Raw genomic sequence first — 25,649 nt, forward strand, 5'->3', positions numbered from 1 at the left:
CTCCCACAGGTACATCGCCAGTTTCGAGAGCGGCGCTTTACCTGTGGGAGCGGGCTTGCCCGCGAAAGGGCCGGCCCTGCCTATCAACCTTCCACAGCCCCCTCAACCGGACGATCAAACGCAACGAACAACTGGTCCGCCGTGATCGCCCCCAGGTCCAGGCGCATGTTCGCCTCGAGCATCGCAAACAGCCGGGTGAACACCTCGAACACCTTGCAGTGATCCTCCATCCCCGAAAACGGGTTGTCGATCTTCTCGGCGATCAGCGAGCTCTCCTGCACCGCGTCGTACACCTCGCGCAGGGTGATCTCGCTGGCCGGGCGGGCGAGGGTGAGGCCGCCCTGAGCACCGCGCCAGGACTTGAGAATGTTGGCCTTGACCATCTGCGAAGCCAGGCTGCGCACCCGTGTCGGGTGCACCTTGACCCACTTGGCGATGGTCTCGGTGCGCAGTTTCTGCGGCGCGTTGGCGGCCACGAACGAGAGGATGTACGAGGCGGTGATCAGACGGGTCGATTGGCTCATCGGTAAAAATCCCTGGTGAATCGCAAAGTCGGTGTCCCTGTGAAAATCCATCTTGGCAGGGGTATGCCAATGAGTCTAATGTATTTGTCACGATGACAATTACAAATATTCGGTCATCAATGCCTGCGATCCTTCTTTCCAGCGGTTCAACAGGGGCAATGCCATGAGCGATAAGAACAACAAGATCACTCAAGCGATGCCCGACGGCGGCCTGCCACGTCGGGAGTTCCTCAAGTACAGCGCGGCGGCGGCGACCTTCGCCGGTGCCTTCTCCCTGGGCCTGCCCATGCCGGGCTGGGCCGAGCAGGCCACACCCAAGGCTGGCGGCACCCTGCGCATGGGGCTGGCCGGGGGCAGCACCACCGACTCGCGTGACCCCGGCACCTGGGCCGACACCTTCACCTTCGTCGGCTTCTCGGCGGTCTACAACACCCTCAGCGAAATCAGCGTCGACGGCACCGCCATCCCGGAGCTGGCCGAACGCTGGGAGTCCACCCCCGATGCCAAGGTCTGGACCTTCTTCCTGCGCCAGGGCGTGACCTTCCACGACGGCAAGAGCCTCGATGCCGGCGATGTGGTCGCTTCGATCCAGCACCACCTGGGCGAGAAATCCACCTCGGCGGCCAAGACCGTCCTCGGTGATGTTGCCGTGGTGCGTGCCCAGGACGCCGCCACCGTGGTGTTCGAACTGCACTCGGGCAACGCCGATTTCCCCTATGTGGTCGCCGACTATCACCTGGTGATCATGCCCGCCAAGGACGGCGCCGCCGACTGGCAGGCCGGCACTGGCACGGGCGGCTATCGCCTCAAGCACTTCGAGCCGGGCGTGCGCATGGACCTGGTACGCAGCCCCGATTACTGGAAGCCGGGCCGGGCGCACTTTGCCAGCGCCGAGCTGCTGTCCATCGCCGATGGCGCGGCGCGGGTCAATGCCCTGGTCACAGGCCAGGTGGACGTGATCAACAAGGTCGACCTCAAGACCGTGGCGCTGCTCAAGCGCAACCCGCAACTGGTGATCGAGGAAACCAAGGGCGCCCAGCACTACACCTTCCCCATGCTCTGCGACGCCGCGCAGTTCCAGGACAATAACGTGCGTCTGGCGCTCAAGCACGCCATCGACCGCCAGGCCTTGCTGACCTCGGTGCTGTACGGCTACGGCCAGATCGGCAACGACCACCCGATCCAGCCCGGCAGCCGCTTCATCAACACGGCCCTGGAGCAGCGCGTATACGACGCCGACAAGGCGCGCTTCTACCTCAAGCAGGCCGGCATGGACAGCCTCAAGGTACGCCTGCAGGCCTCCGATGCCGCCTACACCGGCGCGGTCGACGCCTCGGTGCTGTTCAAGGAGCAGGCGCGCAAGGCCGGTATCGACATCGACGTGGTACGCGAGCCGGCCGACGGCTTTTTCACCAATGTGTGGATGAAGCAGCCGTTCACCACTTCGTTCTGGTACTCGAGCCTGACCGCCGACCGCATGTTCAGCATCGGCTATGCCAAGGGCGCGGCATGGAACGAGACGCACTGGGACAACCCGCGCTTCAACCAGTTGCTCAATGCCGCCCGTGGCGAGATGAACGCGCCGCTGCGCCAGGAGATGTATAACGAAATGCAGGCGCTGTGCCGCGACGATGGCGGCGCCATCGTGCCGCTGTTCGCAAGCTCCGTTGCGGCGCGCTCCAGGCGGGTGATGCATGGCGGTGTCACCGCACCTTACGGTGAGCTGGACGGCCTGCGCCTGATCGAGCGCTGGTGGCAGGCCTGAACCCCATTTCGTTGCGAGGACCGTACGGTGAATAGTCTCTGCAAACTGCTCGCCCAGCGCTTGGCCCTGGGCCTGCTGTCGCTGCTGGCGGTGTCGGTGATCATCTTCCTGGCGGTGGGCATGCTTCCGGGCGACGTGGCCCAGGCCATGCTCGGCCAGGCCGCAACGCCGGAAACCGTGGCTGCGCTGCGCCTGCAGCTGGGCCTGGACCAGCCAGCGCTGACGCGCTTCTTCCACTGGGGCTGGCAATTGCTGCAAGGCGACCTCGGTGTGTCGCTGGCCAACCAGCGGCCAATCGCCGAGCTGATCGGCGCTCGCCTGGGCAACACCTTCAGCCTGGCGCTGCTGGCGGCGCTGGTGTCGGTGCCGCTGGCGCTGCTGCTGGGCATGCTGGCCGCTCTGTATCGCAACAGTTGGTTCGACCGGCTGCTCAACACCAGCGCCCTGAGCGCGGTGTCGTTCCCGGAGTTCTTCGTCGCCTACATCCTGATCCTGGTGTTCGCGGTGAAGCTGGCCTGGCTGCCAAGCATCTCCAACCTCTCCCCGGATGCCTCCCTCGGCGAGATTCTGGAGCGCTCGCTGCTGCCGGTGCTGACCCTGAGCCTGGTGGTGGTGGCGCAAATGATGCGCATGACTCGCGCCTCGCTGATCAACCTGCTCGCCAGCCCCTATATCGAGATGGCCCGGCTCAAGGGCATCGGCCAGGCGCGGATCATCTTCCGCCACGCCTTGCCCAACGCCCTGGCGCCGATCGTCAACGTGGTGGCGCTGAACCTGGCGTACCTGGTGGTGGGCGTGGTGGTGGTCGAGGTGGTGTTCGTCTACCCAGGCCTGGGCCAGTTGCTGGTCGACTCGGTGGCCAAGCGCGACATCCCGGTGGTGCAGGCCTGCAGCCTGATCTTCGCCGCCACCTACATCCTGCTCAACACCAGTGCCGACGTGCTGTCGATCGCCAGCAACCCGCGCCTGATGCATCCGAAGGGGTAGCCCATGAGCCTGTACACGCAATTGCGCCGTGCGCCGCTGAGTGCCAAGTTCGGCCTGCTGGTGATCCTGCTGTATGTACTGGTTGCGTTGTTCGCGCCGCTGGTGGCGCCGTTCGGCGAGACCGAAGTGGTCGGCGAGGGCTTCGCGCCCTGGGGCGGGCAGTTCCTGCTCGGCACCGACAACCTGGGCCGCGACATGTTCAGCCGCCTGGTCTATGGCGCGCGCAATACCCTCGGCATCGCTTTCCTGACCACCGTGCTGGCCTTCGCCCTGGGCGGGTTCTGCGGGCTGGTGGCGGCGATCCGCGGTGGCTGGATCGACCAGGGCATGTCGCGGGTCGTGGACATCCTCATGGCCATCCCGCAACTGATCTTCGCCCTGTTGATCCTCAGCGTGGTCGGCACCACCACCACCTCGCTGGTGCTGGTGATCGCGCTGCTCGATGCCACCCGGGTGTTCCGCCTGTCGCGGGCGGTGGCAATGAGCGTGGTGGTACAGGACTTCGTCGAGGCCGCGCGGCTGCGCGGGGAGGGGCTGTGGTGGCTGGTCACCCGCGAGGTGCTGCCCAATGCCGCCGCGCCCTTGATCGCCGAGTTCGGCCTGCGCTTCTGCTTTGTCTTCCTGTTCATCAGTGCACTGTCGTTCCTCGGCCTGGGCATCCAGCCGCCCACCGCCGATTGGGGCAGCATGGTGCGCGACAACGCCGTGCTGATCACTTTCGGCGATGTCAGCCCGCTGCTGCCGGCGCTGGCGGTGGCGTTGATCACCGTGAGCGTGAATTTCGTCGTGGACTGGGTGCTGCACAAGTCCAGCGGCCTGAAGGAGTGCTGAGCATGAAACCGCTACTGGAAATCCGCGACCTGCACATCGAAGGTCACTCCGACGACGCCTGGCATCCGTTGGTCAAGGGCATCGACCTGACCCTGCAGCGTGGCGAGGTGCTGGGTTTGATCGGCGAATCGGGGGCCGGCAAGTCGACCCTTGGCCTGGCCGCGATGGGTTACGTGCGCGACGGCTGCCGCATCGCCCGTGGCTCGGTGTGCTTCGACGGCCAGGAATTGGTCGGCGCGGCCCCCGAGGTGTTGCGCAAGCTGCGCGGCCTGCGGGTCGCCTATGTGGCGCAGAGCGCCGCGGCGTCGTTCAACCCGGCGCATCGCTTGATCGACCAGCATGTGGAAACCGCCGTGGTCAATGGCGGTATCGACCGCGCCACCGCCGAGGCCGAGGCGGTCGAGCTGTACCGTGTGCTGCGCCTGCCGGATCCGGAAAATATCGGCCGGCGTTACCCGCACCAGGTCTCTGGCGGCCAACTGCAGCGCGTGATGACCGCCATGGCCATGGCCTGCCACCCGGACCTGATCGTGTTCGACGAGCCGACCACCGCGCTCGACGTGACCACCCAGATCGAAGTGATCGCCGCCATTCGCGATGCGGTCAAGCGCTTCGGCAGCGCAGCGTTGTACATCAGCCACGACCTGGCCCTGGTGGCGCAGATCGCCGACCGCATCATGGTGCTGCGCCACGGCAGCCTGGTCGAAGAAGCCGCCACCCGCACCATGCTCGGTGCCCCGAGTCAGGACTACACCCGCTCGCTGTGGGCGGTACGCAGCTTCCATACCGAACCCAAGCCCAGCCAGGCGCAGACCCGGCCACTGCTCGAGGTGCGCAACGCCTCGGCCAGCTACGGTGCCCAGCCGGTGCTGCATGATGTCTCGCTCAAGCTGCAACGCGGCCAGACGCTGGCGGTGATCGGCGAGTCCGGCAGCGGCAAGAGCACCACTGCGCGGCTGATTACCGGGCTCCTGCAACCGAGCAGCGGCCAGGTGCTGTACGACGGTGAAGCCTTGCCGACCGACTACCGCCGGCGCAGCAAGGAACAGTTGCGGCGCATCCAGATGATCTACCAGATCCCCGACACCGCGCTCAATCCACGCCAGCGCATCGTCGACATCATTGGCCGGCCGCTGGCGTTCTACCTGGGGCTCAAGGGCAGGGCGCTGCGCGAGCGGGTCGCCGAGCTGCTGGAGATGATCGAGCTGGACCCTGCCAGGTTCATGGAGCGTCAGCCACGCGAACTGTCCGGCGGGCAGAAGCAGCGGGTGTGCATCGCCCGCGCTCTGGCCGCCGAGCCGCAACTGATCATCTGCGACGAGGTGACTTCGGCCCTCGATCAGTTGGTGGCCGAAGGTGTGCTCAAGCTGCTCGACCGCATCCAGCGCCAGTTGGGCGTCGCCTACCTGTTCATCACCCACGATGTGGCCACGGTGCGCGCCATCGCCGACGAGGTGATGGTGATGCAGCGGGGCAGGGTGGTGGATCAGGGGCGGCGCGAGTCGATCTTTACCCCGCCTTATCAGGATTACACCGGGCTGCTGTTCTCTTCCGAACCGCAGATGGACCCGGACTGGCTCGACCGCCTGCTGGCGGGTCGCGCTGCTGCTACCACCAAGCCCACTGCCGAAGGACAGCTTTCATGAACGTACTGATCGTCCACGCCCATCCCGAACCGCATTCGTTCACCGCCGCGCTGCGCGACCAGGCGGTGGAGACTTTCAAGGCCCAGGGGCATCAGGTGCAGGTCAGCGACCTGTACGCCATGGGCTGGAACCCGGTGGCCAGCGCCGATGACTTCGCCAAGCGCGAGAATCCCGAGTACCTGGTCTATGCGCTGGAGCAGCGCCTGGGGGTCAAGAGCGGCTCCATCGCCGCGGATATCCAGCAGGAGCTGGACAAGCTGCTGTGGGCCGATCTGCTGGTGCTGAACTTCCCGATCTTCTGGTTCTCCGCCCCGGCCATGCTCAAGGGCTGGATCGACCGGGTGCTGGTGTCGGGGGTGTGCTACGGCGGCAAGCGCTTCTACGACCAGGGTGGCCTGGCGGGCAAGAAGGCGCTGGTGACCGTGACCCTGGGCGGGCGTGAGCACATGTTCGGCGAAGGGGCGATCCACGGGCCGCTGGAGGACATGCTGCGGCCGATCCTGCGCGGCACCCTGGCCTATGTCGGTTTTGATGTACTGGCGCCGTTCGTGGCCTGGCACGTGCCCTACATCAGCGACGAGGCGCGGGGTGAGTTCCTGGTGCAGTATCGCCAGCGGTTGGAACAGCTCTCGGATGACCAGCCACTGGTGTTCCCGCGTCTGGAGCAGTTCGACGAGGCGCTGTATCCGTTGCGATGATGGGGCAAATGGCGCTGCCCGCCTGCGCATAGGGCGGGCGGCCTGGGCTCAGCCGTGCGGCACCGCGCTCTTGCCCGCGCTCCCGGCGTACTGCTCCTTCAGGTGCCCCTGGTCATCCAGCAACCAGGCATCCATGATCTCGCGCACCACGGGCCCGGCCACCCGGCCGCCAGCCTCGCCGTTCTCGATCATCACCGCCACCACGATGGAGGGATGCTCGGCGGGGGCGAAGCCCACGAACAGGGCGTTGTCGCGGTGCCGCTCCAGGGTCTTGTCGCGGTTGTAGCGCTCGCCCTGGCGGATCGCCACGACCTGCGCGGTGCCGCTCTTGCCGGCAATCCGGTACTGCGCGCCAGCGGCGGCCGCACGGGCGATGCCGCGCGGATCATGCATGACCATCTGCATGCCCTGGCTGACCTGGTCCCAGGCGCGTTTGTCATGCAGCACGATGTCGGGCATCGGGTTCGGGTCGACCGGGTGCTCGCCACCCACGGTCATGGCCAGGTGCGGACGGTGCCACACGCCCTTGCTGGCCAGCAGGCTGGTGGCCTGCGCCAGTTGCAGCGGGGTGACCTGCATGTAGCCCTGGCCGATGCCAAGGATCAGGGTTTCGCCGGGGAACCAGGCCTGGCGGCGGGTGGCGCGTTTCCATTGTGCGGACGGCATCAGGCCGGGCGCTTCCTCGAACATGTCCAGCGAGACCTTCTGGCCCAGGCCGAATTCGGCCATGTAGTCGTGCAGGCGATCGATGCCCAGCTTGTGCGCCAGGTCGTAGAAGTAGGTGTCGTTGGAACGCATGATGGCGGTGTACATGTCCACCCAGCCATCGCCGCTGCGGTTCCAGTTGCGGTACTTGTGGTCGTAGTTGGGCAGCTCGTAGTAACCGGGGTCGAACACGCGGCTACCCGGGTTGATCACGCCGCTGTCCAGGCCGGCGATGGCCACTTCCGGCTTGACCGTCGAACCGGGCGCGTACAACCCGCGCAGCACGCGGTTGAACAGCGGGCGGTCGATCGAGTCGCGCAGCGCGGCGTATTGCTTGAAGCTGATGCCCTTGACGAACAGGTTGGGGTCGAAGCTGGGGTTGCTGACCATCGCCAGCACGTCGCCCGTGGCCGGGTCCAGCGCCACCACCGCACCACGGCGATCGCCCAGGGCCTTTTCGGCGGCCTGCTGCAGTTTGGCGTCCAGGCTCAGGACGATATCCTTGCCCGGCACCGGATCGTGATGGCGCAGCACGCGCATGACTCGCCCCTGGGCATTGGTCTCGACTTCCTCGTAGCCCACATGTCCGTGCAGCTCGTTCTCGTAGAAGCGCTCGACGCCGGTCTTGCCGATCGACTGGGTGCCGCGGTACTCGGTGCTGTCGAGGGTCTTGGCTTCCTTTTCGTTGATCCGCCCGACGTAGCCGACCGAATGGGCGAAATGCTCGGCCAGCGGGTATTCGCGGATGAACTGCGGCTCGACGTCCAGGCCGGGCAGACGGAACTGATTGACCGCGATCAGCGCGATCTGCTCTTCGCTCAGGCCGAACATCAGGGTGACCGGTTCGAAGGGCTTGCGGCCGCGGCGCAGGTCTTTGTCGAACTGGGCGCGGTCGTCGTCGGAGAGGTTCAGGACCTTGGCCAGGGCGTCGAGCACGGCGGAGGTCTGGCCGTTGGTGCGCTCGCGGGTCATGGTGAGGTTGAAGCTGGGCTTGTTGTCGGCCAGCACCACGCCGTTACGGTCGTAGATCAACCCGCGCTCGGGGGCGATGGGCAGCACGTGCACGCGGTTGTTCTCCGAGACCGCCGATTGCTGGTCGTGCTGCAGCACCTGCAAGACATACAGTCTGCCGATCAGCACGGCAACCAGGCCCAGGGTCAGCGCGGCGCAGACCAGCAGCCGGCGGTTGACCAGGTGCTTTTCCTTTTCGTGGTCCTTGAGGGGAATCGGCTGTGGCATGGGGGCTCGGTGACGTGATGACGAGTGAAGGCGAGGGCTGGCCCGCCGTGGGCCGTCTGCGGCCCCAAGGGCCGGGGATGCTACGCAAGCTCGGCGGTCGGCTCAAGGTCGGTCACGGCCAGCCAATAGCGTGACGTGCCGCCCACCCCGGTAACAGCGCGCTGGCGTGGAAGATGAAAATTCCTTCATCTGACCGCTGGCGCCCGGTCGCCGGCTGCGCACCACTGTCGATGTCAATTTCCGCCACCTATCGTCATGAACTGGCACAATCCCTTGTTTGCCTTATCCGGAGACTTCCATGCTGCGCATATTAGAGCGTTGGCTTGACCCTTTCCCACCCGACGAAGCCCCACCACCGCCCATGGGCCTGGCGCGGTTCATGTGGGCCTGCACGCGCGGTGCCCGCGGCTATATCGTGGCGCTGGCGCTGCTCAGCGCTGCAGTGTCGATCTACGAGGCCTGGCTGTTCGCCTTTCTCGGCCAGGTAGTGGACCTGCTCGCGACCTGGAAAGTGGGCGACGCGGTGACCGCAGAGGAGGCGAGGGTGCTGTGGGGCGCGGGTGCCTTGCTGCTGGTCAGTATCGGCCTGGTGGCGGGGCGCACGCTGGTGCAGCATCAGGTGCTGGCGATCAACCTGCCACTGCGTCTGCGTTGGGATTTCCATCGCCTGATGCTGCGCCAGAGCTTGTCGTTCTTCTCCGACGAGTTCTCAGGCCGGGTCACTACCAAGGTGATGCAGACGGCGCTGGCGGTGCGTGAGGTGCTGTTCACTCTGATCGAGATCCTGCCGGGTATCGGCGTGTACTTCGTGGCGATCATTGCCCTGGCTGGCGGCTTTGCGCTCAAGCTCATGCTGCCGTTCATTGCCTGGGTGGCGCTGTTCGGCCTGACCATGGTGTATTTCGTCCCGCGCCTGGGGCAGGTCGGCCAGGAACAGGCCCATGCCCGCTCGTCGATGACAGGGCGGGTTTCGGATGCCTACACCAACATCACCACGGTGAAACTGTTTTCCCATTCCCGGCGCGAGGCGCACTTCGCCCGTGCGGCGATGGAGGATTTCAAGCAGACCGGCTTTCGCCAGATGCGCCTGGTCAGCCAGTTCGAGATCGCCAACCAGGCGCTGGTGGTCGGCCTGATCATGGGCGCGGGCGGTTACGCCCTGTGGCTGTGGCACCAGGGCGAAGTGGGCGCTGGCGCGGTGGCGGCGATCACCGCCATGGCATTGCGCGTCAATGGCATGTCGCACTGGATCATGTGGCAGATGACTTCGCTGTTCGAGAACATCGGCACCGTGCAGGACGGGATGGTGACCCTGACCACCGGCCCCAAGGTCCAGGATGTGCCGAACGCGGGGGAGCTGGTGACCCACGGCGGGGCGGTGAGCTTCGAGAATGTGCGTTTCAACTATAACGGCGAGCGCCAGGTGCTCGATGGCCTGAGCCTTGAGATCCGCCCCGGCGAGAAGATCGGCCTGGTCGGCCGCTCCGGTGCGGGCAAGTCGACGCTGATCAACTTGCTGCTGCGTTTCTATGACGTGGACAGTGGCGAGATCCGCATCGATGGGCAGAACATTGCCCAGGTCACCCAGGATAGCCTGCGCAGCGCCATTGGCATGGTCACCCAGGACACCTCGCTGCTGCACCGTTCGATTCGCGACAACATCGCCTACGGCCGCCCAGAGGCGAGCGAGGCGCAGATCCGCCGTGCTGCCGCCAGTGCCCAGGCCGATGGCTTCATCAGCCAGTTGAGCGACCGCCAAGGGAACACCGGCTACGACACCTTGGTCGGCGAGCGTGGCATCAAGCTGTCCGGTGGCCAGCGCCAACGCATCGCGATCGCCCGGGTGATGCTCAAGAATGCCCCGATCCTGTTGCTCGACGAAGCCACCAGTGCGCTGGACTCGGAGGTCGAGGTTGCCATCCAGGAAAGCCTCGATGACATGATGCAGGGCAAGACGGTGATCGCCATCGCTCACCGGTTGTCCACCATCGCGGCGATGGACAGGCTCATCGTGATGGATGAAGGGCGCATCATCGAACAGGGCACCCACGCTGAACTACTGGCCAGAAACGGCACCTATGCGCGGTTGTGGCAGCATCAGAGCGGTGGGTTCCTGGGAGAGGATCAGGGCGTGGTGGAGTCCACCGAATAGTTGTCCTGCGACCGTTCGTCGCCAGGATTGCCTAGTCTGCATCCACAACGGCTGCTGGCGGGTACAGGAAGGTAGCAGTCATCGACTGCCCAACCGCGTACCCATCAGGAGTCCATCCCATGAAAATCCCGTTTGCCTCGATCCTGCTCGTATCGAGCTTCATGCTCGCGCAACAGGCTGCCCATGCTGCGGTGCCCGATGCCGTCAAGGTGCCCGCAGGCCACACGGTCATGCTCGAAACCGTCGGCGTCGGTGAAATCACCTACGAGTGCCGGGACAAGGCCAATGCGCCGGGCGAGACCGAGTGGTTCTTCGTCGGTCCCAAGGCGACCCTCAGCGACCGCAGTGGCAAGGCTGTCGGCGACTACTTTGGCCCGCCCGCCACCTGGCAGGCCAAGGACGGCTCGAAAGTCACCGGCACCCAGCTTGCCGTAGCCCCTGCAGGCAAAGGCGATCTGCCGTATCAACTGGTCAAGGCGAATCCGGCCGAGGGTAAGGGGGCAATGCACGGGGTCAGCTACATCCAGCGCCTCGCCACTCAAGGCGGGGTGGCCCCGGCAATGGCCTGTACAGCGCAGAACAAGGGGGCGCAGCAGATCGTCAAGTACCAGGCCGACTACATCTTCTGGTCTGCCAAATGACGCGTGGTTGAACTGACGCTTGGCAATGGATCATCTACGCTGCTCTACAAGCCCCGGCCGCAAGGCCGGGTGTCAGCGCCGACACAGGACCGTGCCGAGAGTGAATTCATCCGTTACGCCTTTCGATTTCCAGGGTTGCCTTGCCGCTTGCGCGCGGGGTGACCGCAGCGCCTTGCAGGCGCTCTACGACCATGAAGGTTCGCGTTTGCTCGGGGTGGTGAGGCGCATCGTGCGCGATGACGCCATGGCCGAGGATATCGTCCACGACGCGTTCATTCGTATCTGGACACGGGCGACCAGCTTCGATGCGACGCGAGGTTCGGCTCGGGGCTGGATCTACAGCATCAACCGCCACCTGGCCTTGAACGCCGTACGCGACAGCCGACAGGAGACGGCGTTGGACGACGCGGACATCGTGACCTTGGTTGGGGAATTCGACGAGGGCGCCATCTGGTCAGGCTCTGCGAAGATCTATCGCTGCCTTGAGCAACTGCAGCCTGCACCGCAGCGGTGTGTCCTGCATGCCTATGTGGACGGCTGCAGCCACGCGGAAATCGCCAGCCTGATGGGGGCGCCGCTGGGTACGGTCAAGGCGTGGATCAAGCGAAGCCTCGAGGCGCTGCGGGAGTGCATGACATGACGCCGGGTTCAACCGATGACCCTTCGCAACTGCTCGACGTGCTGGCGGGGGAGTATGTGTTGGGGACGCTGTCTGCCGAACAGCGCGCTGCGGTGCTTGAGCGACTGGACCGCGAGCCGGACTTGCGGGCGGCTGTCGACCGTTGGGAGGCGCGCCTGCTCGAGTTGACTACGCTGGCTGAGCCGCAACGACCCAGCACGCGTCTGTGGCGACGGATCGACCGCAGTATTTCGGAGCAGGCGCGGCAGATGCATCCGACAAACCGATGGTGGAAGCGCCTGGGCCTGTGGCAAGGCGTGAGCGCCGCCGGCCTGGCGGCCACTGTGTTGCTGAGTCTGGCGCTGCTGACCACCCGGCCTGCGACGACCCACTACCTGGTCGTGCTGGTAGCGCCGACCGACCAGGTGCCCGGCTGGGTGGTGCAGGCCAGCGATGCGCGGACCATCGCGTTGATCCCGCTGGGTCGGGATCAGGTGCCAGAAGGGATGACCCTGCAGTTCTGGACCAAGGGCGAGCAATGGCAGGCGCCAGTCTCCCTGGGCCTGGTCAAGCCTGGCGAGCAGTATCGCGTGCCGCTGCGCGACCTGCCGCCTCTGGAGCCCAATCAGCTGTTCGAGCTGACGCTGGAAAAGGCTGGCGGATCGCCCACGGGCCGACCGACCGGCCCGGTGAAGTTCATCGGGCGTTCAGTGAAGGTCATTTGAAATTTAGTGAAGGGCATCTGCTTGGCGGTACTAGTCACATTTAGTTACTACGAAATGGCATCAAATTGCCTTTTTGGCCCGATTCATGGGGGCTGAGCAGGTGGTTTGCCACCCAGCGGTCACAAAGTTGTAATACAGCTGCTGCAAAGTGTTCCGGCCATCACACGGAGCGCTTTTCCATGATACGCCTGATGAAGTCTGCTGCACTCGCCGTTGCGGTTTCGCTTAGCGCCACTTCGGCCTTCGCCGCAGAAAACGTCCGCCTGACCGGTTCCGGTGCCAGCTTCCCCGCACCGATCTACCTGACCTGGTTCAAGGATTTCAGCAAGAAGACCGAAGGGGTCACCGTCGATTACCAGTCCAAGGGCAGTGGCGCCGGTGTCCAGGACTTCCTGAACAAGACCGTCGATTTCGCCGCCAGCGACTCGGCCATGAAAGACGAAGAAATTGCCAAGGTCGGCGAGGGCGTTCAGTTGCTGCCGATGACTGCGGGCGAGATCGTCCTGGCCTACAACCTGCCGGGCAACCCCAAGGGCCTGAAGCTGCCGCGTGACGTCTACTCCGACATCTTCCTGGGCAAGATCACCCAGTGGAACGACCCGAAAATCGCTGCTGCCAACCCTGAGCTGAAACTGCCGGCTACCCCGATCACCGTGGTCGTGCGTGCAGACTCCAGCGGTACCACCGCCGTCTTCACCAAGCACCTTTCGGCCATCAACCCGGCCTTCAAGGAAGCGCTGGGCGAGGGCAACACCGTCAACTGGCCAGCGACCGACAAGTTCATCAAGTCGCCGAAGAACGATGGCGTGACCGCCACCGTGCGCCAGACCCCGGGTGCGATCGGTTACATCGAGTACGGCTTCGCCAAGCTGGCCAAGGTCGACTTCGCTGCCCTGCAGAACAAGGCCGGCCAGTATGTCGTACCGAACGCCGAAAGCGGTGCCGAAGCACTGGCTGCAGTGAAGATGCCGGAAAACCTGGTGGCCTGGCTGCCTGACCCGGACGGTGCCAAGTCCTACCCGATCACCTCCTACACCTGGATGATCTTCCGCAAGGACAACGGCAACCCCGCCAAGGCCAAGGCCATGCGCGACATGATCGAGTACAGCCTGACCGAAGGTCAGAAGATCGCTGACTCGATGGGCTACATCCCGCTGCCGCAGTCGGTTGTCGACCAGGTGCGCAAAGCGGCTCAGAACATCCAGTAAGACTGCCAGGTTGCGCCCGGCCTGCCTTGCAGGCATGCCGGGCGCCTCTGCCCCTGTCCCGGAAATAATCCATGAACACACCTTTTGCCATTCCGGATAACCCCGACTCTGCATGCCAGCCGCCGTCAACCAGGGATTTCCTGGTCGACCGTACGTTCCGTGCACTTGCACGTATCGGCGTGGTGCTGGTGCTGGCGCTGGTCTTTGCGCTGATCTACGAAGTAGGACGCAAGGCGCTGCCGGGTATGGAAAAGCACGGATTCGATGTGCTCTTCGGCAGCGTGTGGGACGTTAACCAAGGCAAATACGGCATTCTGCCGGCGATCTGGGGCACGCTCTACAGCGCCCTGATTGCATTGCTGATCGCCGGTTTCTTCGGTATCAGCATGGCGATTTTCCTCACCCAGGATTTCCTGCCCGCAAAACTCGCTGCGGTGTTTCGCACCATCGTCGAGCTGCTCGCCGCCATCCCCAGCGTCGTCTATGGCCTGTGGGGCATTTATGTGGTGATCCCGGCGATCCGTCCGCTGACCGCATGGTTGAACAGCGAGCTGGGCTGGATTCCGTTCTTCGGTTCCTCCTTGAGTGGGCCTGGGCTGCTGCCAGCGGCACTGGTGCTCGCCATCATGATTCTGCCCACCGTGGCCGCGGTGTCCCAGGACGCGCTGACCAGCGTGCCGATGAAGACCAAGCAGGCAGCCTACGGCATGGGCACCACCCACTGGGAAGCCATCCTCAAGGTGATGGTGCCGTCCGCCGCCACCGGCATCTTCGGCTCCCTGGTGCTTGGCCTTGGCCGTGCCCTGGGCGAGACCATGGCGCTGGCCATGCTGGTGGGTAACGCCAACACCATCACGCTTTCCCTGTTCGCCCCGGCCAACACGCTGGCGGCCTTGCTGGCCCTGAACTTCCCTGAAGCCGGGCCGAACGAGGTCGAGGTGCTGATGTACGCGGCGCTGGTACTGATGTTCATCACCCTGCTGGTGAACGTCGTTGGATCGCTGATCATGCTCTACGCCCAGCGGGGTAATAAATAATGACCGACCTCACGACCCCTGCAACTGCCTTGCCCAGCCTGCAGCGCCGGTTCGAAGGCCGCGCCCTGCGCAGCCTGACCCTGACCACGATGGTGTGGTGCGTGGCCCTGCTGGCCAGTGTGCCGCTGATTTCCGTGCTCTACATGCTGATCACCCGCGGCGGTGCACGCCTGAGCCTTGAGGTGTTCACCGAGCTGCCACCCACCGGCTTCGAGATGGGCGGTGGTTTCGGCAACGCGATGGCCGGTACCTTCGTCATGGTCGGCATTGCCGCTGCCATCGCGGTGCCGGTCGGCATCCTGGCGGCGATCTTCCTGGCCGAACTCGGTCCGGACAGCAAGCTTGCCAACGCATCGCGCTTTGCCGCCAAGATGCTGACCGGCCTGCCGTCGATCCTGGCTGGCGTGTTCGCCTATGCCCTGGTGGTCATGACCACCGGCACATACTCCGCACCGGCCGGTGGCGTGGCGCTGGCGGTTTTGATGCTGCCGATCGTCGTGCTGACCGCCGAAGAGGCGATGAAGATGGTGCCCAAGATCATGAAGGACGCCGCCTACGGCATGGGCTGTACCCGCGCCCAGGTGATCTGGAAGATCGTCTTGCCGACCGGCATGCCGGCCATCCTCACCGGTGTCATGCTCGCCGTGGCCCGCGCCGCTGGCGAAACCGCGCCGCTGCTGTTCACCGCGTTGTTCAGCAACTACTGGATCTACCACGACGGCAGCCTGGCGGTGATGAACCCCACGGCCTCGCTGGCGGTACTGATCTACAACTTCTCCGGCATGCCTTTCGACAACCAGCTGGAGCTCGCCTGGGCGGCCTCGCTGGTACTGGTGATGATCGTGCTGGTCGTGAATATTCTCAGCCGTATTTTCGGCAAGCCTAAGTATTGAGAACGGGAGCATCTAACTTGAACGTATCGACTGCGCAAAGAGCCGCTCCGTTGGTCAACCAGGCACCAGTGGTCATGGACTGCAAGCTGGACAAGATTTTCTACGGCAACTTCATGGCGGTCCGCGACAGCCATGTACCGATCGAAAAGAACAAGATCACCGGTTTCATCGGCCCGTCCGGCTGCGGCAAGAGTACCGTGCTGCGTAGCCTCAACCGCATGAACGACCTGGTGAAGGGCTTCCGCTTCGAAGGCCACGTGCACTTCCTCGGCCAGGATGTCTATGGCAAGGGTGTGGACCCTGTGGTCGTGCGCCGTTACATCGGCATGGTGTTCCAGCAACCGAACCCGTTCTCGATGAGCATCTTCGACAACGTCGCGTTCGGCCTGCGCCTGAACCGCTACAAGGGCGACCTCGGCGACCGCGTCAAGCACGCCTTGCAAGGTGCAGCCCTGTGGGATGAGGTGAAGGACAAGCTCAAGGTCAGTGGCCTGTCGCTGTCCGGCGGCCAGCAGCAGCGCCTGTGCATCGCCCGTGCCATTGCCACCGAGCCGGAAGTCCTGCTGCTCGATGAACCCTGCTCGGCACTCGACCCGATCGCAACCCGGCGCGTTGAAGAGCTGATGGTGGAACTGAAGAAGGACTACACCATCGCCCTGGTGACCCACAACATGCAGCAGGCGATCCGTGTTGCCGACACCACGGCATTCTTCTCGGTCGATATTTCCCAGGGCACGCGCACGGGCTACCTGGTCGAGATGGGCCCGACCACCCAGATCTTCCAGAACCCGCGCGAACAGCTGACCAGTGACTACATCAGCGGCAAGTTCAGCTGATGTAGTCACTCGACCGAAGCGGTTGGATGTCGCAGGCCAGGATGGCCGCTGCGACAGTCCGACCGCTTTTACTTTTTAGTGTTTCCAGAGATTACTTATGCGTGCGACGCGTCGTCTTGACCTGTCAGCGGTAGAACGCGCACTGCGGGATGTGCAGCGGCGTTTCACCGAGCTCAGCAAGCACTTTACCGAACCGCGTGATCCGTTCACCGATGAGGTGCTGCAAAATGTGCTTGAAGGCTATGCCCTGATTGACGACTATGTCGCGCGGGGTATCGACCTGTTCGACCTTCAGCAGCTGAACCTGATGCTGGAGATCAACGCCACGGTGCTGTGTGGCAGCGATCCTGAACGTCGAGTGGAGTTCGCCCAGCACCTGATCGCCACCGAAGAGCACTTCTTCAACAACGTCGAAGGCGGCATCAAGGATCTGTACAACTGGTATTGCTCGTATGGCAGCGATTCGGTGTGGAAACGCGCAGCAGGCGTGTATGTTCGCATCCTGAGCAAGCCGCAGCTGTTCATTGAAGGCAACAATCGCACGGGGTCGCTCATCGTCAGTTATCTGCTGATGCGCGCAGGGCTACCGCCGTTCGTGCTGACGCTGGACAACGCCGAGGGCTATTTCAACCCGTCCTCGGTCATACGCAACTCTGCCAAGCATGGTGTAAAGGCCTTGTACGAATTGCCCAAGATCAAGAAGAAGTATGCGGCGTTCCTGGAGGCGCAGGCGCCCGATCCCGAGACGTTTTTCCTGAGCGACGCGTCGGCACGCATCTGTCAGGAGGGCCGTTGATGGGCAGGTATCCGAAGCTCAAGCAATGGCAGGTCGGCAGTCGCCAGGCCTGGCACGGCGTCACGCGGGCGTTCAGGCAGCCGCGGGTGCGTATTTCCTTTGATATCGATGACACGCTCGCCTGCCTGCCGCACCATAGCCCGGCCGAGCACAGCAAACTGCCGGAGTTCGTTCATCGCTGGCTGGGTGAGCCCCTGCGCATCGGCACCCGCGCGCTGATCCGCGATCTGCGCCGCCAGGGCTACAGCATCTGGATCTACACATCGTCCGGGCGCACGCCGTCGTACATCAGGCGTTGGCTGCTGCTCTACGGCATCCGTGTCGATGGTGTGGTCAACAGCGACCGGCACCAGCAGGTCCTGTCGGCGAACGGCCTTGCCAAGGCACCTTCGAAGTTCCCGCCGGCGTTCGATATCGACCTGCATGTCGATGACTCCGAAGGCGTGCGGATCGAAGGTGACGACCATGGCTTCCGTGTGGTCGTCGTCTGTCCGAAGGATGGGAACTGGACACAGAAAGTCATGGACGCAGCGGTCGAGGTCCAGGCACGACTGGCCTGGCAGCAAACCGCCCAGGCTTGAAGCAAGCAGGCTCCGGGCGGGGCCAGCGTTTCGCGTTACGAAACAGTCAATTCAGCTGCGCGGCGTATTTGCGCAGGTGTCGCTTGGTTAGAGTTTTCGGCGTGACGCCACGAACTCCCTGGAACGACCCATGACCGACGTATCCCAGCAGAACCAGCCCCTTGCATGTGCTGGACACCCATCTGGCACGCCACGAGTTCCTGGCCGGGGATATCTACACCATTGCCGACATGGCCGTGTGGCCCTGGTATCCCGGCAGCCTGCTGGGCGTGTACGGTGCGGGCGAGTTCCTCGAAATCGAGCAGTACACCCATCTGCTGCGTTGGTACCACCCCATCGCCGCGCGTCCTGCGGTGGCGCGGGGCAGGGTGGTCAACCGCACATCCGCGGCCCCGGGCGAGTTCTTGCGCGAACGGCATGATGCGGCTGATTTCCAGTCATTGACCTGAGCCTGCAGGCGGGGCGGTGCGGCGTTTCTCATAGCGCACATCGCGCTCATCGACCGCACCGCGCGAAACCCAACCGGCACGCTGGTAGAAGCCGTTCGCACGGATCGCCTGATCGCCATCGGTGGTCAGGTGAATCACTTCATGACGCTGGAACAGCACGCGTTCGGCCTGCTCCAGCAGCAATCGACCGATGCCCTTGCCTTCATGCTGCGGGCGCACGAACAGGGCGAACAGCTCACCTTCGTCCAGATCGATCATGGCAAAGCCGACCGCCTCCTGCCGGTATTCGGCGATCCAGGCGCAGGGCGCCTCGCGAATGGCTTCGGTGAGGGTGGTCGCGGTAATGCCCAGATCGTGCATCTGCTCGCGCGAAAGGTGGTTCTGCTTCACGCTGGTCCGAATGTCGAACAGCAATTCGATATCCTCGGGCAGAGCCAGGCGCAGGGTCGGGGTCATGAGGGAACGTCCTTGTCGATGCGTGCGAGCCTGGCAGCATAGCGCAGTGCGTCCGACAATCCTCCCTACCTGCTCACCCCAACGGGTGATTCCCTGGCGCACAGGCCCATGGCACCATCCGATCAGCGGAATTCCAGGGGGCACAGACGTGCAAATCGATCAGCTTTCATCAGTCCAGTGGTTCGAGGCGATGGCGAAAGTCACCGCCGCCATCGGCGCCCAGGGTTTCGCCACGGCGCTGTTCGACGCGCTGGCCTTGGTCGGCCCGGTCAAGGCCAGCACGGTGTACCTGTATCCCCGCGAGGGGCTGCCGTCGGCCTGGTCGGAATGCGATGGGCCTGGCCCCTGGCGGCCGGAAGGCAACGTTCGACGCTACCTGTCGGGCTTCTACCTGCTGGACCCGTTCTATGAAGTCTGCATCGAAAGCGTTCACTCAGGCTGCTATGCGCTGGGTGACGTGGCGCCCGATCACTTCAAGCTCAGTGAGTATTACCTGGCGTTCTACCGCCATTCCCACCTCGAGGACGAGATCAACTACATCCTGCAACTGGATGAAGGCCTGAGCCTGGCAGTGTCGTTGGCGTTCACCGATGAACTCGACGACGCAGCGAAGTCACGCTTCAAGGCCATCAGCCCCTGGGTGCTGGCGGTGCTGGCCAAGCATTTCGACGGCTATCAGGGCCGCGGCGGACGCGTGGAGAAGGTCTGGGAGCAGCGCGTGCATGCCGCCCTGAGCAATTTCGGATCGTCCTTGCTGACCGAGCGCGAGTGCCGGATCGCCCAGCTCATCCTGCGCGGGCACTCGACCCGCTCCCTGGCCGAGCGTCTGAAGGTGTCGGAGGACACCATCAAGTCCCATCGCAAACACGTCTACGCCAAGCTCGACATCGGCACCCAGTCCGAGCTGTTCTCCCTGTTCATCGATGCCCTGGCCAATGCCCATGGAGTGTTGGAGCGCGACCCGCTGGAAAGCTACATGGGCAAGCCGCGCTGATATGAAAACGCCGACGCATCATCGTCGGCGGTTTTAGGCCGATGTTGTCAGTCTGCCATCTGCAAGTCAGGCAGTTTCACCCGAAACGCGCGCGTCAGGCCGATCAGGAACACCACGCCCAGGCCCATCCAGCACAGGCCGATGGTGAACGACAGGCTCGACAGGCTGGTCCACAGCCACAGGGTGCTGAGGAACCCCAGGCCCGGAATCAGGCCATAGCGCAGGCAGTTTGCCGTGCCGCGCAGCTTCTGGTCGGCCAGGTAGTGCTTGACCACCGCCAGGTTGACTGCCGAGAAGGCAAACAGGGCGCCGAAGCTGATCATGTTGGCGACGGTATCCAGGCTGATGAACAGCGCACTCAACGACACCATCCCGACCACGATGATCGCGAAGGCGGGCACACGCTTTTTCGTCACCAGTTGACCGAAGGCACGGGGCAGGGCGCCGTCGCGGCCCATGGCGAACAGGACCCGCGACACGCTGGCCTGAGAAGCCATGGCCGACGCGAAGCAGCCTGCCACGTAGGTGGCGGTAAAGGCGCTGGCCAAGAGATGGCCACCAGCGCTGTTCATCACCTCCACCGGTGCCGAGTCAGGGTTGGCGAAGCTGCTCCAGTCCGGGTGGACCAATTGCGCGAAATAGGACACCACGAGAAACAACAGGCCGCCGATCAACGACACCCCCATGATCGCCCGCGGAATCCGCCGGGTGGGGTCGGCAGTCTCCTCGGCCATGGTCGAGACGGCATCGAAGCCTACGAACGACAGGCACAGCACCGCCGCGCCCGCCATGATGGCCGAAGTGCTGAAACCCTCGTGGTAGAAGGGTGCGGTCAGCGAGATCGGTTGTGTCTGAGCGGACAGGCTGTTGATCGACAACGCCACGAACACCACGATGAATACCAGTTGTGCGACCACCAGGATGCCGTTGACCCGGGTCACCGACTCGATGCCGATCAGGTTGAGGAAGGTCACTGCGCTGATCGACCCGAGCACCCATACCCAGGCATGCACAGTCGGGAAGTATTCCGACATGTAGATGCCGATGAGCAGGTAGCTGAGCAGCGGAAGGAAAATGTAGTCGAGCAACAGTGTCCAGCCGGCCATGAACCCGGCGTGGGCGCCGAACGCTTTGCGGGTATAGGTGTAGACCGAGCCGGAGTAGGGGTGTGCCTGGACCATGCGCCCGTAGCTGTAGGCGGTGAACAGCATGGCGCCGAGGGTCAGCAGGTAGGCGGTCGGCAAGTGGCCCTTGGTGGTCTGGGCTACCAGCCCGTAGGCGGAGAAGACTGCCAACGGCACCATGTAGGCGAGGCCGAAGAGTATCAGCGCGGTCATGCCCATGGAGGTGCGAAAGCGCGTGCTGGACGGTGAGTGAGGCGTGGAATGCGCTGCGGTTGTCGTTGTTGTATGCATTGCTGACTCCTGATGTGGGGATGCAGGACGCCGCGGTAGGCGATCATGCTCGCTACCGGTGAAGGAGAGGTGGTGGGCTGGATGCGGGGGCGTGGCCCCTCGCTCAAGCGCTGCGCAGGCGTAGGCGGGAGCGGATTCGGCGCAAGGGACTGAAGCGTGCGTTCATGGCGTTGTTCTCTTTATTGATTGGGCACGAAGGGGGGCCGCGTTTCTGGGCCTTGGCGCATGCTCCCATAGCCGATTCGCCTCCGAAATCACCCGTTGGGGTGAGCCGGTTACGAGGCTGGGGACCTCACCCCAACGGGTGATTTCGCACGGTTGCTGGCTGCTGCAAGCTTCAGGGGCGTCTCCATACCAACAAGGAAAACCGCCCATGAACGCGCCTTTCGCACCCCAACGCCAGACCCGTGACTACCAGGCCGCCGATGCTGCACACCATATCCATGCCTTCCTCGACCAGAAGGCGCTCAACGCCGAAGGCCCGCGGGTAATCGTCGGCGGTGAGCGGCTGCATCTGTGGGACAGCGAAGGCAAGCGCTACCTGGACGGCATGTCGGGCCTGTGGTGCACCCAGCTCGGCTACGGGCGCAAGGACCTGACGGCCGCCGCTGCGGCGCAGATGGACCAGCTCGCCTACTACAACATGTTCTTCCACACCACCCACCCGGCCGTGATCGAGTTGTCCGAGCTGCTGTTCAGCCTGCTGCCGGGGCACTACAGCCACGCGATCTACACCAACTCCGGCTCCGAGGCCAACGAGGTGCTGATCCGTACCGTACGCCGTTACTGGCAGGTGCTTGGCCAGCCGAACAAGAAGGTCATGATCGGCCGCTGGAACGGCTACCACGGCTCGACCCTGGCGGCCACGGCGCTGGGCGGTATGAAGTTCATGCACGAGATGGGCGGGCTGATTCCGGATGTGGCGCACATCGATGAACCCTACTGGTATGCCGCCGGTGGCGAGCTGAGTCCGGCGGAGTTCGGTCGGCGCTGCGCCTTGCAGCTGGAAGAAAAAATCCTCGAGCTCGGTGCCGAGAACGTCGCCGGTTTCATCGCCGAGCCATTCCAGGGCGCCGGCGGCATGATCTTCCCGCCGGAAAGCTACTGGCCGGAAATCCAGCGCATCTGCCGCCAATACGACGTGCTGCTGTGTGCCGACGAGGTGATTGGCGGGTTCGGGCGTACCGGCGAATGGTTCGCCCACGAGTACTTCGGTTTCGAGCCCGACACCCTGTCGATCGCCAAGGGCCTGACCTCGGGCTACGTGCCGATGGGCGGGCTGGTGCTGAGCAAGCGTATCGCCGAAGCACTGGTGGAGCGCGGCGGCGTATTCGCTCACGGCCTGACCTATTCCGGGCACCCGGTGGCCGCTGCGGTGGCGATTGCCAACCTCAAGGCGCTGCGCGACGAAGGCATCGTGCGTCAGGTGAAAGACGATACCGGGCCCTACCTGCAGCGCATCCTGCGCGAGGTGTTCGCCAACCATCCCTTGATCGGCCAGGTGCAGGGCGCCGGGCTGGTGGCTGCCCTGCAGTTCGCCGAGGACAAGGCCAGCCGCAAGCGCTACGCCAACGAAAACGAGCTGGCCTGGCAGTGCCGGACCTTCGGCTTCGAAGAGGGCGTGATCATTCGTTCGACCTTGGGACGGATGATCATGGCACCCGCGCTGGTGGCCAACCACAGTGAGCTGGACGAACTGGTGGAGAAGACCCGCAAAGCGGTCGATCGCACAGCGCAGGCGCTGGGCAAGCTCTGAAGCGGCTGCGCTACCTTTTCCAATCAACGGTTCCTGGAGCACAACGTGCACGATTCAACCTACTGGCAGCAGCAAGCCGCCAAGCTGACTTTTCGCGATCAAGCCATGATCGGCGGCCGTTTCGTGGCCGCCGCAGGTGGCGCGACGTTCGATGCGATCAACCCTGCCACCAATCAACTGCTGGCGCGGGTCGCCGCCTGTACCTCTGAGGACGTCGACCGTGCCGTGGCCAGTGCGCGGCAGGCGTTCGAGCAAGGCCCGTGGGCACGCATGGCGCCGACCGAGCGCAAGCGCGTGATGCTGCGCCTGGCCGAGCTGATGCTGGCCCACCGCGAGGAGCTGGCGCTGCTCGAATCGCTGAACATGGGCAAGCCGGTGCTCGATGCCTACAACATCGATGTGCCGGGCGCCGCCCAGGTCTTCGCCTGGTATGGCGAGTCGCTCGACAAACTCTACGACCAGGTTGCGCCCACTGCGGCCAATGCCGTGGCCACCATCACCCGGGAACCGATCGGTGTGGTCGCAGCCGTGGTGCCGTGGAATTTTCCGCTGGACATGGCGGCCTGGAAGCTGGCCCCGGCGTTGGCGGCCGGCAACAGCGTCGTGCTCAAGCCTGCCGAACAGTCGCCGCTTTCGGCGCTGCGCCTGGCCGAGCTTGCGCTGGAGGCCGGCATTCCCGAAGGGGTGCTGAACGTCGTGCCGGGGCTGGGCGAGATCGCCGGCAAGGCACTGGGCCTGCACCCTGAGGTCGACTGCCTGGTATTCACCGGCTCCACCCAGGTGGGCAAGTACTTCATGCAGTACTCGGCGCAGTCGAACCTGAAACAGGTGTGGTTGGAGTGCGGTGGGAAAAGCCCGAACCTGGTGTTCGATGACTGCAAGGACCTGGACCTGGCCGCAGAGAAAGCCGCATTCGGCATCTTCTTCAACCAGGGTGAGGTCTGCTCGGCCAACTCACGACTTTACGTGCAGCGCTCGATCCATGACGCGTTCATCGAGCGCCTGATCGCCAAGGCGCGCGACTGGCTCCCCGGTAATCCGCTGGATCCGGCCAGCCGCGCCGGCGCCATCGTCGATGCGCAGCAGACTTCGCAGATCATGGCCGCGATCGGCCGCGCACAGGAGGAGGGCGCGCTTCTGGTGGCCGGTGGGCGTCAGCTCAGCTTCAACGGCTCCAGTAACTTCATCGAGCCGACGATTTTCACCCATGTCGACCCGCAGTCGTCGCTTTCGCGTGAAGAGGTCTTCGGCCCGGTACTCGCAGTGACGGCCTTCGACACTGAAGAGGAAGCTATCCGCCTGGCCAACGACAGCGTCTATGGGTTGGCCGCCTCGGTGTGGAGCGACGACCTGAACCGCGTGCATCGGGTTGCCAGGCAGCTCAGGGTCGGCAGCGTTTCGGTCAATGCCGTCGATGCGCTCGATGTGGTCGCCCCGTTCGGCGGCTACAAGCAGTCGGGCTTTGGGCGCGACCTGTCATTGCATGCGTTCGACAAGTACACCCAGTTGAAGACCACCTGGATCCAGCTGCGCTGACCCCTGGGCGTCGTGCTCAATGCCGTGGCGGCCTGGCACAGTTCAGCGCCGCCACGGCGACTGCCAACGCCGCCCCGGCATAAGCCCAGATCGCTGGCACCTGCGGCAGCAGCACACCGGCCAGCATCGGCCCGAGCCCGGCGCCGATGTCGCGCCACACGGCATTGCTGGCCAGCGCCTGAATGCGCGCGTGCGGATTGCGCAGCGCGACGAGGGTCATCACAAGAGGTAGTTGCAAGGCGCGCAGCACCAACACAAAGAAGGCGCCGATGAACAGCCAATGGCTGGCGAACACCAGCAGCGCCAGTGAGGTGGCCAGCGACAGCACCACCAACATGCGCAGTGCGCCGAAGCGATCTGCCAGGCGTCCGCCGAAGGGGCTGAAGAGCATCTCGCTCAAATAGCGCACCGCCATCAGCACACCGGCCACCAGTACCCCCGACTCGCCCATGTGGACTTGCGCATACAGCGAAAGGCCGAAAATGAACAGACCGTCTAGCGTCACCCCTTCGATGAAAGACCAGGTGGCGATGCTGTCCGGCAGGCGCAGGCGACGACCGCTGCGCACGGGAATGTCATGGCCTCCGGAAGGCAAGGCGCGGGCCCGCCACAGGCCGCACAGGGCGCTGATGCACAGCACGAAGAACACCGTACGCGGGCCATAGGCCTGGGCCATCAGCGCCCCCAGCGGCAAGGCCAGCATGGGGCCGATGGCCAGGGTCGCCCGCGAACGCCCGGCGCGGCGGGCTGCACCCTGTGCCTCGGCCGTGGCGAGGGTCTGGGTACTCAAGTTGAAGGTGGCGAAGCACAACCCCCAGACCAGGCGCAGTACCAGCAGTGCGGCGAATCCGGAAAGGGTGGCGTTGCCCAGCGCACACACCGCTGCAGCGAAAGCCGCCAGGCTGCAAGCTGCGCGATCGCCATGGCGTGCATAGAACCGCACCACCCAGCCATAGCCGATGATCCGCACCAGGCGATTGGCCGCCAGCAATACCCCGGCCTCGACCAGCGTCACACCGAAGTCCGCTGCGTACATGGGCAGCAGCAGGTAGAGCAGCACGTCACTGGGCAGGCACAGGCCGAGCACCTGGGCGGCGTTGCGCGAATCTCGGTCGGCGCGCAGGGTTTGCGCCGGTACGGCAGCGGACGACATGACAGCC

At 64.3% G+C, this 25,649-nt stretch carries 23 protein-coding genes and 1 pseudogene; 19 read left to right on the forward strand and 5 right to left on the reverse strand.

Annotated features, from left to right (window positions below):
• Positions 1–83: 83 nt before the first annotated feature.
• Positions 84–524, reverse strand: coding sequence for an Rrf2 family transcriptional regulator (locus tag HU748_RS02860; RefSeq protein WP_063544552.1), 441 nt, complete (start codon positions 522–524; stop codon positions 84–86).
• A 163-nt stretch (positions 525–687) separates the two neighbouring features.
• Here HU748_RS02860 and HU748_RS02865 point away from each other — a divergent pair, with 163 nt between their 5' ends.
• From HU748_RS02865 to HU748_RS02885, 5 genes are read left to right on the forward strand one after another with little or no spacing between them, the layout of a single operon-like run.
• Entirely contained in the window at positions 688–2,289 is a 1,602-nt protein-coding gene (locus tag HU748_RS02865) for an ABC transporter substrate-binding protein (protein ID WP_186665252.1), read from the forward strand.
• A gap of 27 nt (positions 2,290–2,316) precedes the next feature.
• Positions 2,317–3,276, forward strand: coding sequence for an ABC transporter permease (locus HU748_RS02870; protein ID WP_186719112.1), 960 nt, complete (start codon positions 2,317–2,319; stop codon positions 3,274–3,276).
• Between the two features lie 3 nt (positions 3,277–3,279).
• Complete coding sequence (locus HU748_RS02875) at positions 3,280–4,107, forward strand: ABC transporter permease (protein WP_054894145.1); 828 nt, start codon at positions 3,280–3,282, stop codon at positions 4,105–4,107.
• A gap of 2 nt (positions 4,108–4,109) precedes the next feature.
• Positions 4,110–5,753 carry an ABC transporter ATP-binding protein gene (locus HU748_RS02880; RefSeq protein WP_186719113.1) on the forward strand — a complete coding sequence of 548 codons (1,644 nt, stop codon included), beginning with the start codon at positions 4,110–4,112 and terminating at the stop codon, positions 5,751–5,753.
• Positions 5,750–6,451 carry an NAD(P)H-dependent oxidoreductase gene (locus tag HU748_RS02885; RefSeq protein WP_186708582.1) on the forward strand — a complete coding sequence of 234 codons (702 nt, stop codon included), beginning with the start codon at positions 5,750–5,752 and terminating at the stop codon, positions 6,449–6,451. The genes HU748_RS02880 and HU748_RS02885 overlap by 4 nt, the downstream gene beginning before the upstream one ends.
• 48 nt (positions 6,452–6,499) lie before the next feature.
• Here the strand turns inward: HU748_RS02885 and mrdA are convergent, their stop codons facing one another.
• Entirely contained in the window at positions 6,500–8,395 is a 1,896-nt protein-coding gene (mrdA, locus tag HU748_RS02890; protein ID WP_186665246.1) for a penicillin-binding protein 2, read from the reverse strand.
• 298 nt (positions 8,396–8,693) lie between these two features.
• On the opposite strand from mrdA, the gene HU748_RS02895 reads away from it, so the two are divergent.
• From HU748_RS02895 to HU748_RS02945, 11 genes and pseudogenes are all read left to right on the forward strand, one after another.
• Positions 8,694–10,547 (forward strand): ABC transporter ATP-binding protein, encoded by a 1,854-nt coding sequence (locus HU748_RS02895; RefSeq protein WP_186719114.1) that lies wholly within the window; start codon positions 8,694–8,696, stop codon positions 10,545–10,547.
• A gap of 119 nt (positions 10,548–10,666) precedes the next feature.
• Complete coding sequence (locus HU748_RS02900) at positions 10,667–11,188, forward strand: DUF3455 domain-containing protein (RefSeq protein WP_186708586.1); 522 nt, start codon at positions 10,667–10,669, stop codon at positions 11,186–11,188.
• Between the two features lie 100 nt (positions 11,189–11,288).
• Complete coding sequence (locus HU748_RS02905) at positions 11,289–11,828, forward strand: sigma-70 family RNA polymerase sigma factor (protein WP_186708588.1); 540 nt, start codon at positions 11,289–11,291, stop codon at positions 11,826–11,828.
• A complete protein-coding gene (locus tag HU748_RS02910) occupies positions 11,825–12,532 on the forward strand; it encodes an anti-sigma factor (protein ID WP_186719115.1) in 708 nt (235 codons plus the stop codon). The genes HU748_RS02905 and HU748_RS02910 overlap by 4 nt, the downstream gene beginning before the upstream one ends.
• 179 nt (positions 12,533–12,711) lie before the next feature.
• Complete coding sequence (gene pstS, locus HU748_RS02915) at positions 12,712–13,740, forward strand: phosphate ABC transporter substrate-binding protein PstS (protein ID WP_186665237.1); 1,029 nt, start codon at positions 12,712–12,714, stop codon at positions 13,738–13,740.
• A gap of 71 nt (positions 13,741–13,811) precedes the next feature.
• Positions 13,812–14,777, forward strand: a complete 966-nt coding sequence (gene pstC, locus HU748_RS02920) for a phosphate ABC transporter permease subunit PstC (RefSeq protein WP_186665235.1) — start codon at positions 13,812–13,814, stop codon at positions 14,775–14,777.
• Positions 14,777–15,670, forward strand: coding sequence for a phosphate ABC transporter permease PstA (gene pstA / locus HU748_RS02925; RefSeq protein WP_186665233.1), 894 nt, complete (start codon positions 14,777–14,779; stop codon positions 15,668–15,670). The genes pstC and pstA overlap by 1 nt, the downstream gene beginning before the upstream one ends.
• A 74-nt stretch (positions 15,671–15,744) precedes the next feature.
• On the forward strand, positions 15,745–16,506 hold the full coding sequence (gene pstB / locus HU748_RS02930) for a phosphate ABC transporter ATP-binding protein PstB (protein ID WP_238343281.1): 762 nt from the start codon (positions 15,745–15,747) through the stop codon (positions 16,504–16,506).
• 97 nt (positions 16,507–16,603) lie between these two features.
• On the forward strand, positions 16,604–17,302 hold the full coding sequence (locus tag HU748_RS02935; RefSeq protein WP_186665229.1) for a hypothetical protein: 699 nt from the start codon (positions 16,604–16,606) through the stop codon (positions 17,300–17,302).
• Positions 17,302–17,883, forward strand: a complete 582-nt coding sequence (locus HU748_RS02940) for a hypothetical protein (protein WP_186665227.1) — start codon at positions 17,302–17,304, stop codon at positions 17,881–17,883. Before HU748_RS02935 ends, HU748_RS02940 begins: the two co-directional genes overlap by 1 nt.
• A 161-nt stretch (positions 17,884–18,044) precedes the next feature.
• Positions 18,045–18,332, forward strand: a pseudogene (locus HU748_RS02945) (glutathione S-transferase C-terminal domain-containing protein); the annotation flags it as partial.
• On the opposite strand, the gene HU748_RS02950 reads toward HU748_RS02945, so the two are convergent.
• A complete protein-coding gene (locus HU748_RS02950) occupies positions 18,321–18,788 on the reverse strand; it encodes a GNAT family N-acetyltransferase (protein ID WP_186719119.1) in 468 nt (155 codons plus the stop codon). The pseudogene HU748_RS02945 and the gene HU748_RS02950 overlap by 12 nt on opposite strands.
• Positions 18,789–18,978: 190 nt before the next feature.
• Here HU748_RS02950 and HU748_RS02955 point away from each other — a divergent pair, with 190 nt between their 5' ends.
• Positions 18,979–19,782: a helix-turn-helix transcriptional regulator gene (locus HU748_RS02955; protein ID WP_186719546.1), complete on the forward strand. Its 804-nt coding sequence runs from the start codon at positions 18,979–18,981 to the stop codon at positions 19,780–19,782.
• A 47-nt stretch (positions 19,783–19,829) separates the two neighbouring features.
• Here the strand turns inward: HU748_RS02955 and HU748_RS02960 are convergent, their stop codons facing one another.
• The gene (locus HU748_RS02960) at positions 19,830–21,197 is read right to left on the reverse strand and encodes an APC family permease (protein ID WP_186719121.1); all 1,368 of its coding nucleotides are present in this window, start codon (positions 21,195–21,197) and stop codon (positions 19,830–19,832) included.
• Between the two features lie 373 nt (positions 21,198–21,570).
• Between HU748_RS02960 and HU748_RS02965 the strand changes: the two genes are divergently transcribed.
• Together HU748_RS02965 and HU748_RS02970 are read left to right on the forward strand one after the other, a co-directional pair.
• Positions 21,571–22,953, forward strand: coding sequence for an aspartate aminotransferase family protein (locus HU748_RS02965; RefSeq protein ID WP_186708597.1), 1,383 nt, complete (start codon positions 21,571–21,573; stop codon positions 22,951–22,953).
• A 45-nt stretch (positions 22,954–22,998) separates the two neighbouring features.
• The gene (locus tag HU748_RS02970) at positions 22,999–24,489 is read left to right on the forward strand and encodes an aldehyde dehydrogenase family protein (RefSeq protein WP_186719122.1); all 1,491 of its coding nucleotides are present in this window, start codon (positions 22,999–23,001) and stop codon (positions 24,487–24,489) included.
• Positions 24,490–24,505: 16 nt separating this feature from the next.
• Here HU748_RS02970 and HU748_RS02975 read toward each other — a convergent pair whose 3' ends face one another.
• On the reverse strand, positions 24,506–25,642 hold the full coding sequence (locus HU748_RS02975) for an MFS transporter (protein ID WP_186719123.1): 1,137 nt from the start codon (positions 25,640–25,642) through the stop codon (positions 24,506–24,508).
• Between the last annotated feature and the right edge of the window lie 7 nt (positions 25,643–25,649).

Source organism: Pseudomonas sp. RW3S2, assembly GCF_014268955.1.
Classification (GTDB): Bacteria; Pseudomonadota; Gammaproteobacteria; order Pseudomonadales; family Pseudomonadaceae; genus Aquipseudomonas; species Aquipseudomonas wayambapalatensis.

Coding starts and splice junctions, on each gene's coding strand:
- HU748_RS02860 (WP_063544552.1), bottom strand. CDS start 524: ATGAGCCAATCGACCCGTCTGATCACCGCCTCGTACATCCTCTCGTTC.
- HU748_RS02865 (WP_186665252.1), top strand. CDS start 688: ATGAGCGATAAGAACAACAAGATCACTCAAGCGATGCCCGACGGCGGC.
- HU748_RS02875 (WP_054894145.1), top strand. CDS start 3,280: ATGAGCCTGTACACGCAATTGCGCCGTGCGCCGCTGAGTGCCAAGTTC.
- HU748_RS02880 (WP_186719113.1), top strand. CDS start 4,110: ATGAAACCGCTACTGGAAATCCGCGACCTGCACATCGAAGGTCACTCC.
- HU748_RS02885 (WP_186708582.1), top strand. CDS start 5,750: ATGAACGTACTGATCGTCCACGCCCATCCCGAACCGCATTCGTTCACC.
- mrdA (WP_186665246.1), bottom strand. CDS start 8,395: ATGCCACAGCCGATTCCCCTCAAGGACCACGAAAAGGAAAAGCACCTG.
- HU748_RS02895 (WP_186719114.1), top strand. CDS start 8,694: ATGCTGCGCATATTAGAGCGTTGGCTTGACCCTTTCCCACCCGACGAA.
- HU748_RS02900 (WP_186708586.1), top strand. CDS start 10,667: ATGAAAATCCCGTTTGCCTCGATCCTGCTCGTATCGAGCTTCATGCTC.
- HU748_RS02910 (WP_186719115.1), top strand. CDS start 11,825: ATGACGCCGGGTTCAACCGATGACCCTTCGCAACTGCTCGACGTGCTG.
- pstS (WP_186665237.1), top strand. CDS start 12,712: ATGATACGCCTGATGAAGTCTGCTGCACTCGCCGTTGCGGTTTCGCTT.
- pstC (WP_186665235.1), top strand. CDS start 13,812: ATGAACACACCTTTTGCCATTCCGGATAACCCCGACTCTGCATGCCAG.
- pstA (WP_186665233.1), top strand. CDS start 14,777: ATGACCGACCTCACGACCCCTGCAACTGCCTTGCCCAGCCTGCAGCGC.
- pstB (WP_238343281.1), top strand. CDS start 15,745: ATGGACTGCAAGCTGGACAAGATTTTCTACGGCAACTTCATGGCGGTC.
- HU748_RS02935 (WP_186665229.1), top strand. CDS start 16,604: ATGCGTGCGACGCGTCGTCTTGACCTGTCAGCGGTAGAACGCGCACTG.
- HU748_RS02940 (WP_186665227.1), top strand. CDS start 17,302: ATGGGCAGGTATCCGAAGCTCAAGCAATGGCAGGTCGGCAGTCGCCAG.
- HU748_RS02950 (WP_186719119.1), bottom strand. CDS start 18,788: ATGACCCCGACCCTGCGCCTGGCTCTGCCCGAGGATATCGAATTGCTG.
- HU748_RS02955 (WP_186719546.1), top strand. CDS start 18,979: ATGGCGAAAGTCACCGCCGCCATCGGCGCCCAGGGTTTCGCCACGGCG.
- HU748_RS02960 (WP_186719121.1), bottom strand. CDS start 21,197: ATGCATACAACAACGACAACCGCAGCGCATTCCACGCCTCACTCACCG.
- HU748_RS02965 (WP_186708597.1), top strand. CDS start 21,571: ATGAACGCGCCTTTCGCACCCCAACGCCAGACCCGTGACTACCAGGCC.
- HU748_RS02975 (WP_186719123.1), bottom strand. CDS start 25,642: ATGTCGTCCGCTGCCGTACCGGCGCAAACCCTGCGCGCCGACCGAGAT.